This window comes from Intrasporangium oryzae NRRL B-24470 (assembly GCF_000576595.1).
Lineage (GTDB): Bacteria > Actinomycetota > Actinomycetes > Actinomycetales > Dermatophilaceae > Intrasporangium_C > Intrasporangium_C oryzae.
Window position 1 is genome coordinate 1 of the sequence record NZ_AWSA01000076.1, and the last position, 13,565, is coordinate 13,565.

10 protein-coding genes and 1 pseudogene are annotated in these 13,565 nt (G+C 71.5%); 6 read left to right on the forward strand and 5 right to left on the reverse strand.

The window, feature by feature from the left end:
• The 3 genes and pseudogenes from N865_RS23125 to N865_RS20345 all read left to right on the forward strand — a co-directional run.
• Nucleotides 1–531: pseudogene (locus N865_RS23125) on the forward strand (hypothetical protein); the annotation flags it as partial.
• On the forward strand, nt 528–2,453 hold the full coding sequence (locus N865_RS20340) for a penicillin-binding transpeptidase domain-containing protein (protein WP_051511177.1): 1,926 nt from the start codon (nt 528–530) through the stop codon (nt 2,451–2,453). The pseudogene N865_RS23125 and the gene N865_RS20340, both read left to right, overlap by 4 nt.
• 518 nt (nt 2,454–2,971) lie before the next feature.
• Entirely contained in the window at nt 2,972–3,427 is a 456-nt protein-coding gene (locus N865_RS20345) for a hypothetical protein (RefSeq protein ID WP_034810066.1), read from the forward strand.
• 129 nt (nt 3,428–3,556) lie between these two features.
• Here N865_RS20345 and N865_RS20350 read toward each other — a convergent pair whose 3' ends face one another.
• Both N865_RS20350 and mobA read right to left on the reverse strand, forming a co-directional pair.
• Nucleotides 3,557–5,620: a M4 family metallopeptidase gene (locus tag N865_RS20350; RefSeq protein WP_034810067.1), complete on the reverse strand. Its 2,064-nt coding sequence runs from the start codon at nt 5,618–5,620 to the stop codon at nt 3,557–3,559.
• A 247-nt stretch (nt 5,621–5,867) separates the two neighbouring features.
• A complete protein-coding gene (gene mobA, locus N865_RS20355; RefSeq protein WP_051511178.1) occupies nt 5,868–6,527 on the reverse strand; it encodes a molybdenum cofactor guanylyltransferase in 660 nt (219 codons plus the stop codon).
• Nucleotides 6,528–6,553: 26 nt separating this feature from the next.
• On the opposite strand from mobA, the gene fdhD reads away from it, so the two are divergent.
• Together fdhD and N865_RS20365 are read left to right on the forward strand one after the other, a co-directional pair.
• Complete coding sequence (fdhD, locus tag N865_RS20360) at nt 6,554–7,402, forward strand: formate dehydrogenase accessory sulfurtransferase FdhD (protein ID WP_034810073.1); 849 nt, start codon at nt 6,554–6,556, stop codon at nt 7,400–7,402.
• A gap of 61 nt (nt 7,403–7,463) precedes the next feature.
• Nucleotides 7,464–7,802: a YciI family protein gene (locus tag N865_RS20365; RefSeq protein ID WP_034810075.1), complete on the forward strand. Its 339-nt coding sequence runs from the start codon at nt 7,464–7,466 to the stop codon at nt 7,800–7,802.
• Between the two features lie 42 nt (nt 7,803–7,844).
• On the opposite strand, the gene N865_RS20370 is transcribed toward N865_RS20365, so the two are convergent.
• Nucleotides 7,845–8,354, reverse strand: a complete 510-nt coding sequence (locus N865_RS20370) for a GNAT family N-acetyltransferase (RefSeq protein ID WP_034810076.1) — start codon at nt 8,352–8,354, stop codon at nt 7,845–7,847.
• 42 nt (nt 8,355–8,396) lie between these two features.
• The gene (locus tag N865_RS20375) at nt 8,397–9,602 is read right to left on the reverse strand and encodes a molybdopterin molybdotransferase MoeA (RefSeq protein ID WP_034810077.1); all 1,206 of its coding nucleotides are present in this window, start codon (nt 9,600–9,602) and stop codon (nt 8,397–8,399) included.
• Between the two features lie 280 nt (nt 9,603–9,882).
• Here N865_RS20375 and N865_RS20380 point away from each other — a divergent pair, with 280 nt between their 5' ends.
• The gene (locus N865_RS20380) at nt 9,883–11,160 is read left to right on the forward strand and encodes a glycoside hydrolase family 1 protein (protein ID WP_034810078.1); all 1,278 of its coding nucleotides are present in this window, start codon (nt 9,883–9,885) and stop codon (nt 11,158–11,160) included.
• 237 nt (nt 11,161–11,397) lie between these two features.
• On the opposite strand, the gene N865_RS20385 is transcribed toward N865_RS20380, so the two are convergent.
• A complete protein-coding gene (locus N865_RS20385) occupies nt 11,398–13,287 on the reverse strand; it encodes an adenylyl cyclase (protein ID WP_157557803.1) in 1,890 nt (629 codons plus the stop codon).
• Nucleotides 13,288–13,565: the final 278 nt, after the last annotated feature.

The window sequence follows — 13,565 nt, forward strand, 5'->3', positions numbered from 1 at the left end:
GCCGCCACGTCCGCCGCCCTCCCCGCCTGGATCTCGGCCGTGCTCGTCCACGACCGCTCCGGGGCGTCCGACCTGGGCCGCGACCTCGCCGGGACGACGCCGTGGGTCCTCGGGGTCGTCCTGGGGGCGGCCCTCGCAACCCTCGGTCTCGACCCCGCGCGCCGCCTGCTGACGTGGGTGCTGGCCCTCGCCATCGCCTGGACGCTGCCCGCGGGTCTCACGGCCATCAGCTACCTCAGCGACTCCCTCCGTTCGTCGAGCGCCCAACCCGGCGCGCTGCGCGACCTGCTCGGCTCGGTCGCCCAGGTCCTCACCGGCGCCCTCGGCCGCGATGCCCACCCCCTCGGGCCGTACCTGCTCGCCCTCGTCATCGGCCTCGCCGGCTCGGCCCTCAGGCGACGACGCACCCAGCCGCCCGCCGAGGGACCGGCGTCCGCGGAGCCGGCCGAGCGGCATACGGACCGGCTCGAGACGGTCGACGGCGAGACGGAGGCGGTCTCCTCAGCCACGGCACGTACGGTGACCCCATGATCACGGGAACGCGCGTCAGGTCCCTGACCTCCGTCACGCTCGCCGCCGTGCTCTTCTCGAGCATCGGCGCTGGTTGCTCGCTCTTCTCCCAGCCGCCCCCACCCGGTGACGCCGCCCAGGCGCTCGCCGCCGGGCTCGCCACGGGCAACGTCTCGGGCGTCGCCTTCTCCGGCACGACGCCGGCCAAGGCGACCGCCTTCCTCACGTCGGTGTACAAGGGCATGGGCACGCTCCGGCCGAAGGTCACCGTCGCCGGGGTCACGACGAGCGAGGGCTCCGAGAAGGCGACGGCCACCCTGCGGACCGTGTGGGACGTCTCCGACAGCCCCACGGACTGGACCTACGAGGAGAAGGTCCCCATGACGCTCGTCGACGACACGTGGCGCGTGACGTGGTCGCCCCGGATCGTCGCACCCGACCTCGCCGCCGACGAGGCCCTCACGCTCAAGCGCGTCTGGCCCAAGCGTGCCGACATCGAGGATGCGTCCGGCGGCAAGATCATGACCGAGCGCGAGGTCTCGACCGTCGGCCTCGACAAAGCCAAGCTCGGCGCAGGCGAGGCCGCCGCGTCCGCACGCGCGCTCGCCCGAGTCCTCGGCATCGACGCGCAGGCGTATGCCGCGAAGGTCGCCTCCGCGGGCGCGAAGGCCTTCGTCCCGGCCCTGACCCTCCGGGCCTCCGACCCCGCCCTGACCCGCAACACCGGCCGGATCGACGCCGTCAAGGGGGCCCTCCGACTCGCCTCGCTCCAGGTGCTCGCGCCGAGCCGGACCTGGGCCGCCCCGATCCTCGGGAACGTCTCCGAGGCCACAGCCGAGCAGATCACCGCCTCGAAGGGCGTGCTCGCTCCCGGCGACTCCGTCGGGCAGAACGGGCTTCAGTACCGCTACGACGCCCAGCTGCGTGGCACCCCGGGCCTGTCCGTCCTCGCATTGAAGAAGGGCGCGGACGGCAGCGTCATCGCCAAGCGTGAGCTCTTCGCCGAGGAGTCGAAGGACGGCCAGCCGCTCAAGATCACCCTCGACCCCAAGGCCCAGTCCGCCGCGGAGGCCGCCCTCGCCGGCCAGACGCAGCGCCCGACGGCCCTCGTCGCCGTGCGCGTCTCCACGGGCGAGATCCTCGCCGCGGCCGTCGGACCCGGCGCGGACGGGGCTCCCGTGGCTCTCGCAGGCAAGGCCGCCCCGGGCTCGACGTTCAAGATGGTCAGCTCGCTCGCCCTGATCCGCAAGGGCCTCAACGCCGACAGCCCGCTGCCCTGCACCCAGAGCCTCACGGTCAACGGCCGTGTGTTCGCCAACTACACCGACTACCCCAAGGACCACTTCGGCAACATCCCGCTCAAGACGGCCCTCGCCTTCTCCTGCAACACGGCCTTCATCAGCCAGTACAAGACCGTCTCGCAGGACGACCTCATCGCCGCGGCGCAGTCCCTCGGCATGGGCGACAAGCTCGACCTGCCCTTCACCGGGTTCGTCGGGTCGGTGCCGACGACCGACAACGTCGTCGAGCACGCCGCCTCGTTCATCGGCCAGGGCCGCGTCGAGGCGTCGCCGCTGACGATGGCGATCGTCCTCGCCTCGGCGATGAAGGGCGCGACCGTGCGCCCCAAGCTCGTCGTCGGGAGCCAGGACCTTCCCGCGCCCGCCACCCCGCTCGACCCGCGCGAGGCCGAGGTGCTGCGCCAGGAGCTGCGCGAGGTCGTCGCCGTCGGGTCGGGCCGGGTGCTCCAGCAGGTGGGCGTCGAGTACGCCAAGACCGGCACTGCCGAGTTCGGCACCGACAACCCGCCGCAGACCCACACGTGGATGGTCGCGGGGCGCGGTGACATCGCGATCGCCGCCTACAACGAGGTGGGCGACAACGGCGTGACCGGGTCCGCGCCCTTCATCATCAGCTTCCTCAAGGCCTACAACCTGCGCTGACGCCCTCGGCGGCGAGGCGCGGAGATCGGGTGGCGCCCAGGGTGGCGGCGAGAACGAGGGCGGTGGGTGGTTTGCGGACGACGTGTCCGGGTATGTCGCCGCTCGTGTGGCGCGGATGGGTCACGTGCAAAGCCTGCTCTGTCGGGGACCGATGAGTGGTCGGAGCGCGGAAGCCCATCGTTCGCCACGCGACGCCAACAGGACGAAAAGCCCATCCCGAAGGCCCCGGTTCGTAGCCGTTCCCGACGCAATGAAGGTCGCCATCCGAAATGTTCACCAGAGTGTTGCCTGATCCCCCGCAGTGGAGGATGCGAGTCGCCGGACACCGGAGGACCATGGTGCACATGGGACGCGCGGGACTGGGTTGGGGGCTGGTCGCCGCCGCGCTCGCCATGGGCGGCTGCGGTTCGGTGTCATCGGCGGTGGGGGCAGGTGGTGTGTCCGCACCGGCGGGCACGAGTGCGGTGGAGCGCCCGCTCGATGGTTCGGGCCAGGCTCCCGCAGGTGGGGGCCGTGCCATGTCCGGAGCCCTGGGCGGCTCGCTCTCGCCGGCGTTCCCCCTCACGCTGAGGCGCACCGGTGGGATCGCCGGCTACGACGACACGATCGTGCTCAAGGCCGACGGCCAGCTCATCGTCGACACGCGGACCGTCCGAGGGCGGTCGTGCACCCTCGGTTCGTCGCCCCAACGCCGGCTCATCGCCGCGCTCAGCGCCCTCCGGCTCGATGAGAGCCGCGCCCCGGTGGGCATTCAGACGACCCCCTCCGACTCGTCCGGCACCGGCGACGAGACGAGCGACCCGATCCACATCTCGGTCACAGACAAGGAGGCCAGGCCCGTGGACCTCAGCGACCCCTCCCTGGGCGAGGTTGCGAGCATGGTCGGGGCCCTCATCGCGGACGTGACCCTGAGCTCCCCGGCCACGACCGCGTGCAAGACCCCCGCGGTCGCCGCCACCACCGGCAACCCCTGACCGGACCCCCCGGCGCCCCAGCCCCGGCCTCGGACCACGCCACGACGACAGGGCACGTATGCCGCTGGGGAGCTCAGCGGCATACGTGCCCTTGACGTCGGGGCTGGGAGCCGGCCCCTCAGGCGTGGGTCAGAAGTTGGTCGCCACGTCGTCGAAGACGAAGCTCGTCTGGAGGGACGAGTCCTCCGTGGCCGCGAACTTCACGGTGACCGAGGTCCCCTTGTAGGCCGTCAGGTCGACGCTGACCTGGAAGTACGAGGCCTTGGGCGTGGAGAGGTTGGAGTAGCTCTTCACCGTCGTGCCGTTGAGCGAGACGGTCGCCTTGTCGTAGGCCGTCGTGGTCGTGGTCTCCGAGGTGTCGAGGCGCAGCCAGTACGTCAGCGTCGGCGAGGTCGCCGTCGACGGGACGGTGATCGTCTGCTGCTCGTACTCCGAGGCCGTCGTGCCGTTGCCGCCGAGCCAGAGCTTCCACGAGCCGCTGTGTGCGGGTCGGCCGGTGTTGTTCGTGATCGGGCCCGACGTGCCGGTCCACCCGGTCTGGCCGGACTCGAACCCGCCGTTGACGACGCCCGACCCGGGCGGCGGCGTCGTCCCGCCGCACGTCTCCGTGCTCGCGGGCGCCGAGATCGCCGCCATCGCGTTGTCGACCGCGGTGCACTCGGCCGAGCCCGCGCCGTAGAGGTCCTTGGCCGCCTTGATGACCCCGGTCCGGGCCGCGGCGTAGTTGCTCGACGAGGTGAGGTAGGTCGACAGGGTGCGGTACCAGATCTTCTCGACCTTGAGGTGGCTGATGCCGGTCACGGTCGCACCGTTGCACGTCGGGCTGTTGTAGCTGACGCCGTTGATCGTCTTGGCGCCCGAGCCCTCCGACGCCAGGTAGTACCAGTGGTTGAGCGGTCCGGACGAGTAGTGCGGGTCGAGGCTGCCGAGCGTCGAGCTCCAGCAGTCCTTCGACGAGCCGTCCTTGCTCGGCTTGTCCATGTAGCGCAGCGGCGTCCCGTTGCCGTTGAGATTGATCTCCTCGCCGATGAGGTAGTCGGGGACGTCGTTCGGGTTGTTGGTGTACCACTCGACGGCGGTGCCGAAGATGTCGGACGTCGACTCGTTGAGGCCGCCGGACTCACCCGAGTAGGTGAGGTTCGCCGTGTTCTCGGTGACGCCGTGGCTCATCTCGTGGCCGGCGACGTCGAGCTCGACGAGCGGCGCGGCGTTGTTCGCGCCGTCGCCGTACGTCATCTGGGTGCCGTCCCAGAAGGCGTTGACGTAGTTCTGGCCGTAGTGGACCCGGCTGCGCGCCCCGGTGCCGTTGTTCCAGATGCCGGCCCGGCCGAGCTGCGTGTTGTAGTAGTCGTACGTCTTGCCGGCGCCGTAGTGCGCGTCGACGGCGGCCGACTGGCGGTTGCTCTGGAGGCCGTTGCCCCAGACGTCGTCGGCGTCGGTGAAGGTCGTGCCGGTGCCCGACGTCGCCTGGTTGAGGTCGGTCGCGTAGTTCCCGTGGGTGTCCCGCATCGTGTAGCTGCCGCTGCTGCCCGACGTGGCGAGCGAGACGTTGCCGACGAAGATGCCGGTGCCCGTGCCCTCCTTGATGTCGTCCCAGCTCGTCAGCGTCGCGCCGGTCGTCGCGTCGACGATCGTGTGCAGGCGGCTCGGGGTCTGGTCGGACGTGACCCCCTCCGTCACGACCTCGTAGGCGAGAACGGGTGCCTTCGCGCCCTGGTAGACGACGAGCTCTCCCGCCGAGGCCTTCTCGCCGTTCGCCTTCGAGGCGGCGAGGGCGGCCCGCTGGGCCGTGGCACGCGAGACGGTCGGCGTCATCGTGGCGGGGGTGACGTCCTTGCGCAGGTTCCACGTGACGCTTCGGACCGTGCCCGAGGCGTCCTTGTGGGTGATGAAGTCGCCTCCGATGACCCGCAGCCCGTTCAGGGTGCGCTCGTAGCGGACGTGGGTGGACCCGTCGGCGTCCTTGATGACCGTCCGGACCGTGAGCTGCTCGCCCGAGGCGAGACCGAGGGCGGACGCCGAGGCGGCGGCCCGGGACTGCTCGGTCGCCTTGAGGCTCGCGGACTCGTTCGCCGGGCTGGACGTCCCGGACCCTGCTGCGGCTGCGGCGGCACCCGCCGGGATCGCCGGCGTGATGGCCAGTGCGAGGGCGAGCAGACCACCGGTCGCGAGCCCTGACTTCAGTCGATTCACTGCGTACTCCTTCGGGAGGAGCGGCCGAGCGGCCGCTGGAGATGATCCTCGACACCGATCAGATCCTGGAGGATCGGCAGCGACGCTCCCAGCAGCCCGGGGGGCGGTCAACGGACCTTACCAACTCTTTGCCAAGTCCCAGCGCAATCCTGAGAGTCCCTTGGGGACAGGCAGATTCGCCGTATGCCGCCGCTTGGCGAAGCGCGCCACCGACCGCGGGCGAGGGTGGCGCGACCGACGCGACGGCTCACTCCGGTTCGGCGCGGTGGCGGGCGGCGTCGAGGTCGGCCGGGGTGTCGACGTCCCAGGTGAGGTCGAGGACGTCGGGGACCGTCGCCAGACGAGCCTCCCCGACGAGCGAGCGCATGCTCCGGTGCCGGGGGTCGCCGAGGCCCACGAGCCGCTCGAGCAGGGCCGTCGTGCGCCATGCTGCGCAGAGCCAGTTGAGCCTCTCGCCGCGGCCGACCGTCACCGCCGCCGAGGCGTCCGCGTCGACTCGCAGGGCGGCCACGAGCCGGTCGAGGTGCGATCCCGTGACGAAGGGGAGGTCACCGGCCAGCACGAGCACGACGTCGATGGCGACGGGTGCCGGCTCAGCGGCATACGGGCCGAGTCCGAGGGCCTCGACCCCGGCAGCGAGCGCGGCGACGGGACCGCCCAGTGGGGGATCCTCGCGGACGACGGGGATGCCGTCGGGCACCCCCTCGGCGCGCCCGACGACGACCGTCCGGCGCGGCCGAGTGGCGTCGATGACGCGGGCGACGATCGTCATCCCGCCGATCGCGAGGGCGGGCTTGTGGGCGCCCATCCGGGTCGAGAGACCGCCCGTCAGGACGAGCGCGGCCTCCGTCGCGAGGCCCCCCGCCCTGTCGGGCGGCAGCTCCTCGCGACCACGGCTCGGATCCACCCACCCGAGTCTGGCACGCTGGGGGGATGGGTAGGGTCACGGTGCGCCGCAGGATCACGTCGATCGACGTCGGGGTGCCCCGCGAGCTCCAGCGCGCCGACACCCTGTCGGTCGAGGAGCCCCTGGAGCTGCGGGTGGGTGGCACGCCCCTCACCGTCACGATGCGCACCCCGGGTCACGACATCGAGCTCGTCCACGGGTTCCTCCTCACCGAGGGACTCATCCGCTCGCTCGAGGACATTGCCGTGGCTCGCTACTGCGAGGGAGCCGTCGTCTCGGGCGAGTCCGGTTACGACGAGAACACCTACAACGTCATCGACGTGACGCTCGCCCCCGGCGTGCCCCCGCCGGCCGAGGCCGCGACGCGCAACTTCCTCACATCGTCGTCGTGCGGCGTGTGCGGCAAGGGCAGCATCGAGCAGCTGCGGGCCCAGTCCATCTACGACCTGCGCACCGACCCGACCGAGATCCCGGCCAAGGTCGTCGTCGAGCTGCCGGACGCGCTCCGGCGCGAGCAGCGGTCGTTCGACCGGACGGGCGGTCTCCACGCCGCCGGCCTCTTCACGGCCGACGGCGAGCTGCTCGTCGTCCGCGAGGACGTCGGCCGGCACAACGCCGTCGACAAGGTCATCGGCTGGGCGCTCCTGGCCGGCCGCCTGCCGGCGAGGGGCAGCGTGCTCATGGTGTCCGGGCGCGCGTCCTTCGAGCTCACCCAGAAGGCCATCATGGCCGGGATCCCCTGTCTCGCAGCCGTTTCCGCACCATCGTCGCTCGCCGTGGACTGCGCCGAGGATGCCGGGATGACGCTCGTCGGGTTCGTCCGCGGGTCGCGGCTCAACGTGTATGCCGGACACGACCGTGTGACGACCGCCTGACCTCGGGGCGCCTTCCGTGGGAGGCTCGACCCACTCATCCCCGCCGACCCCGGAGGACCCCATGGCCGTCTTCGCCATCCACTACACCTACCCCGACGACGCGACCGAGATGCTGAAGATCCGCCCCGAGCACCGGGAGTGGCTGACGTCGGTGCCCGGTCTGCTCGTCGCGGGGATGTACCAGGAGGGCCACGACGAGGTGTCCGAGGGCGAGCCGACCGACGAGGAGCCCCGCAACGGCGCGCTCATCGTCGTGGAGGCCGGCTCGCTGGGGGAGGTGACGTCGCTCTTCGACCAGGACCCGTACTGGCTCAACGGCTACATCCTGCGGCGGGTCGTGCGCACCTGGAACCCGCCGCTCGGTGCGTGGGTCGCCGACCCTGCCAACTCTCCGGGCTGAGGTCGGCGCGGGGTCACCGGGGGCGCCCGACGGGTCGACCGGTCAGCCCGCGAGCCGCTTGAACATGATCGTGGTCCCCACCAGCGTGCCGTCGGGAGCGCCGGCGTAGTCGGGGATCTCGCCGAGCCGGGTCCACCCGAGGTGGGCGTAGATGCCCTCGGCGTCGCTCCCGGTCTGCGTGTCGAGGACGAGGAGGCTGCGCCCGAGCCGGCGCGCCTCGGTCTCGGCCGCCTCCATCAGCTGTCGGGCGAGCCCACGGCCACGGTGGCTGCGCCGGACGAGCACCTTGCTCACCTCGGCTCGGTGCAGGCCGTTCGGCATCGTCACGAGGAGCAGCCGCACGCTGCCGACGATGTCGTCGCCGTCGCGGGCGACCCACGTGAGGCTGTCCGGGTCGTCGAGGACGCCCGCCCACCAGGCCTGCGCCTCTGCCGTGGTCACCGTGTCGAGGAAGCCGACGCTCGCGCCGCCCTCGACCGAGTCGACGAGCAGGCCCCCGAGACCGGGGAGGGCGCTGCGGACGTCATCGGCCTCGAGGCGGGTCACGTGCATGGCGACAGTATGCCCACGTGGCGCAGGCGTCCGCCGAGGCGGTCAGACGTGGTGGATCGTCACCTCGTCGCCGGCGATGAGCTGGTCGACCCCTTCGGGGACCTCGATGAGGCACGTCGCGGCGGCGAGCGCCGTGAGGTGGCGGGCGTCGGGCGCGCGGACGACGCCGTCCTCCCCGAGGACGCTGGTGACGAACTGGACGAGGCCCGCGCGGGTGTGCCGGGTCGGTCCGTCGTATGCCGCTCGGCCGGGTCGCGCGGGCGGCGCCCCGTGCCGTGCGTCGAGGGCGGGACGGATGAGGACCCGGAAGGCGACGAACGCGCCGACCGGCGTTCCCGGAAGGCAGACGACCGGCGTGGAACCGTAGCGGCCCAAGCCCTGCGGGCCCCCTGGCTGCATCGCCAGGTGGACGAACTCGAAGGTGCCGAGCGGCTCGCAGACCTGGCGGACGACCTCGTAGGCACCGGCGCTCACCCCGCCGGTCGTGATGACCACGTCGACCTCCGGGTCGGCGTCGAGGGCGCCGAGCAGGGTCCGCATGGCCCCGGTCTCGTCGCTGCACGTCTCGACCCGCACGACGGTGCACCCGGCCGCGGCCGCGAGGGCGCCGACCATCTCCGAGTTGGACTCGTGGATGCCGCCGGGACCGGGGTCCGTGCCGGGGGGCGACAGCTCGGCGCCGGTCGCGACGACGGCGACCCTGGTCGGCACGTGGACCTCGATGTGCGTGCAGCCGCACGACCGCCCGAGAGCGATGAGGGCCGGGGTCACCTCGTCGCCGGCCCGCGCGATGACCGCCCCGGCCGTGACGTCCTCGCCCCGATGCCGGATGTGCCGTCCGGTGGCGACCGGCCCGGCGAAGGTGACTCGCTCGGGGGCGGGACCGGTCGGCGACGCGTCGCTCTGCTCGACCGGGACGACACCCACGGTGCCGTCGGGGACGCGTGCCCCCGTCATGACACGGGCCGCCTCCCCCGGACTGAGCCCGGACGTCGGGGCCGCCCCGGCGGGGATGTCCCCGACCACGACGAAGGTCCGGTCTTCCCCGGAACGGGGGTGAGCGGCATACCCGTCCATCGCGCTGTTGTCGAAGCGGGGAAGGTCGTCGTCGGCCGCGAGGTCGGCGGCGAGACGCAGGCCGACGGCGTGCCGGTCGAGCGCCATGCGGGCCACGGCACCCTCGCCGAGCAGGCGCGCGACGGCGGCACGGTGGTCGGCGACGGACCGGTGTCGTGGAGCGGCAGTCACGTCCGCCAGTGTGCCGCACTCGCGAAGCGACCGCGCTGCGGCAGGATGACCACCGATGACGAGCGACCAGGAGACGCCGGGCTCCGCACCGGACCACGCATCGGGGCCCGCTTCAGATCCTGCTCCGGATCCTGCTCCGGATCCTGCTTCGGGCCCGGAGGGGGCTGCCGAGGGGCCTACGGAGGGAGCCGCCGAGGGGCGCGTCGCGGATCCGTCCCGTGCGTCCGCTCCCGCCGCCCGACGGGATACGACCGCGTCGCTCGCCTGCAACCTCGAGGGTGTGCTCCTCGGGGTGGCGACCGCGGCGACCCAGATCGAGGGCGGCGAAGTCGACAGCACGTGGGTCGACTGGGCCGCGCGACCGGGCACCATCGCCGACGGTTCGTCCTGCACCCGGGCGACCGACCACTGGAACCGCTGGCGTCAGGACACCGAGCTCATGGCGGGGCTCGGCGTCCAGGTCTACCGCCTCGGCCTGGAGTGGGCCAGGCTCGAGCCTGCGCCGGGCACGTGGGACGCGGAGGCGCTCGCCCACTACCGCGCCGAGCTGGAGCTGTTGCGCGAGAAGGGGATTCGCCCGCTCGTGACGCTCCATCACTTCAGCCAGCCGATGTGGTTCGAGCGTGGGGGAGGCTGGTTGGCGCCTGACGCGGTCGGTGTCTTCGAGCGGTACGTCCGCCGCGTCGTCGAGGCCCTCGGCGACCTCGTCGACGAGTGGGTGACGATCAACGAGCCCAACGTCTACGTCGTCGGCGCCTACGTCTTCGGCACCTTCCCACCAGGGCGGCGCAACCTGGTCCGGGCGATGCGGGTGTACGGGGTGCTCGCCGCCGCGCACATCCGGGCCTTCATGGCCATCCACGAGCTGCAGCCCGGGCCGCAGACCATGGTCGGTGTCGCGCACCACCTGCGGCCCTTCAGACCGGCCAACCCGCGCAACCCGTGGCACCGGATCCTCACGCCCCTCATGCGCCACCTCTTCCAGGGCGCGATCGTCCGCGCCATGACGACCGGTGAGTTCCGGCTGCCGCTGCGGCGTCCCGCCGGCGTGGAGCGCGGGCGCTACGCCGACTTCTTCGGGCTCAACTACTACTCGCGAACGACCGTGATGCGGTTCGGCGACGGGACCCCGCCGGGCGTCCCGGTCAACGACCTCGGCTGGGAGGTGTATGCCGCCGGGCTCGGCGAGATGGCAACCTGGGCCTGGGAGACCTACCCGATCCCGATCTGGATCACCGAGAACGGCACGGCCGACGCCCGGGACGCCTTCCGGTCGCGATACCTGTACGAGCACCTGCGTGTCATCGCCGAGCAGCGCGCCGCCGGGGTCCCCATCGACCGCTACTACCACTGGTGCTTCGTCGACAACTGGGAGTGGGACGAGGGCGAGGGGCCGCGTTTCGGCCTCGTGGCTCTCGACTACTCGACCCAGGAGCGGACCGTACGGAAGTCGGGGCGGTTCTTCGCCGAGACGATCGAGGCCGGCGGTGTGACGTCCCAGATGTACGCCGCATACGTCGCCGGACAGACCTACCCGACGAGTCCGGCAGACGGCTGACTCGCCGGCACGGCCTCAGCCGGGGTTCCTCGCACCGCACCCACCCCAACAACCCCGCCCCGGCGGAGAACGTGCGGGAATCCGCCCCCGAACACCACACCAACCCCGCCCCGGCGGAGAACCTGCGGGAATCCGCCCCCGAACACCACACCAACCCCGCCCCGGCGAGGAACATGGCCGGACCCGCAGGCCGCGATCGCAGCCTGCGGGTCCGGCCCGCTCGCATCGGTCAGCTCATCAGGGGAACGAAACGACCGTGCTCGGGATACCCGGGCTCGGAGTGCCGTCGACAGCGGCACCCGTGTCGTTGACGACGTGGTCGATCGTGCCGGCGCCGAGCTGGACGGTCAGGAGGGAGTGCATGCGCACCCCTGGCGTGACCGGCACCTCGAAGCCACGCGTGGCGTGGATCGACGGGTCGACGTTGGTGTAGATGTAGCTCCCACCGCCCCACAGCTCGTGGGTGCGAACCGAGTCGGCCACCTTGTACCCGGCATACCCGAGGACACCGTCGTGCTGCCAGGCGGCCTGGTTCGGCGGGTCGTACGGCAGCTCGTTCTGGTAGAACACCGTGCGGCCGTCCTCGCCGTTCCAGACGGTGTTGTACTTGCGGAAGTGCTCGGAGAAGAGGCCTGTCGCGGTGACGTGGTCGCCGTTGACGACAACCCCCTGTTCCGCGGGGTTGACGGTCCAGCCGACGCCGCTGCCGTGGTCGGCACGCCAGGCCCAGATGTCGTCGAGGAGTGCGTAGTCGCTGTTGACCTCCAGTGCAGTCGTGGCGCGACCCGCGAACGGGCCGCCGACGCGGAGGAAGACGTCGAGCAGCGTCGTCGGGTTGGACGCGTCCCCACGCTGGGCGATCGAAAGGCCGGGGTTGCCCGTTCCGACCTTGACGAGCACGGGCGAGTTGACCGAGCCCGCGTCGACCATGACCCCCGCGAGGATGACGCCGGGCACGTCACCGATGACAATCGGGGTCGCACCCTGCTGTGCGGTCAGGCTCGCGAGTCCCATGCCGAGAACGACCGTGTTGGCGCGGCGCACCGTGATGCTCCGGTCGACGTCGTAGACCCCGGGCGTGAAGATCAGGTTCTTGCCTCGAGCGAGCTGGCTGTTGATCGTCGTCACGCTGTCGGTCGGGCGCGCGAGGTAGAAGTCCGAGAGCGGGACGTCTCGACCGGGAGTCTGACCGGAGGCCCACGTCACCCCGGAGGAGTCATGCTGCGCGGACGGGACGTGGACCTGCCACGTGCCGGCCTCGTCGATGTAGAGGAAGGGCCGCTCCCGGCTCACGGGAGTGGCGTCGAGGGTCGTGTAGGTCGGGCTCGGGAAGGAGGTGGCGGGGGCACCGACCACGCCGGAGAAGACCTGGTTCCAGACGCCGTTGGACCAGCCGCCGATGCTGCTGTTGCGCACCAGGTACTGCTGCTGAGAGCCGTTGATGATGAACCCGGTCTGGGAGTCGGAGATGAACCCGCCGCTCGCGTACTGGGGGCCGGCCGTGCAGTAGTCCATCAGGGTCAGGTTGCCGCCCGTCACGTTGACCCGGCGGAGCGGGGCCGCCTGGGATGCGGCCCAGAAGTTGCCGGACGATCGGCAGCCCGTCTCGCCCATGACGTTGATCGTCAGGTTGGACAGGGAGCGCCAGAAGTTGTTGAGGGCGATGCAGTTGTCGGGCGCAAGGCAGCGGTTGTAGACGTCGACGTGCCCGTTGATGACGACATCCGTGGGAAGCGCGCCGAGGCCGGCGACCTCCGTGTAGTACCCGACCTGGAAGACGAGCGGCTCGGCGGCGCTGCCGTAGGTCCCGGGCTTGAAGAGAAGGGTGTAGCGCGAGGACCCCATCTCGTTGTCGACCTGCTGGGCGGAGATGGCGTCCACCGTTGCCTTGATCTCGCTGACGCTCATGCTCGGATCGAAGATCTTGACGTTCGGGCCGAAGTCCGGCGTCGCGTCCGGGGCGGCAGACGCGAGGTTCGGCGAGGCCGCGACCAGGCCGGCAGCGGCGATCAGCGCCGTCGCCAGAGCGGACCACAGCCGACGACGACGCCGGCGCGGTGCGCCCGGACCTGATGATGCGATGAAGGGTGCGGCTGACGTTGGCCTCGAGGCCGGATGTGAAGGCATGTGCGACCGCTTTCTCGGAGGGAACAGCCGTGGTCGCGTTGCTCCCGACGCCCCGCGACCATGGAGGGCGTCACTCATCATGGAGTCACTCGCCGCCCTGCGCAAGAGAGCGCTCTCACGCTGGAAGCCTTGACTCGCGAGCTCCGGACCCAGGACCTCCCGAGCCGAGACACTCGCCCTGACCCGCCTCCCTCGAGCCGGCCTCTCCCGGCTCGCAGCAGCGTTGAAGGTGGGGCGGCTCCCTCCCGGGTCTTCGGGTATGCGAAAGACGCCCCGGC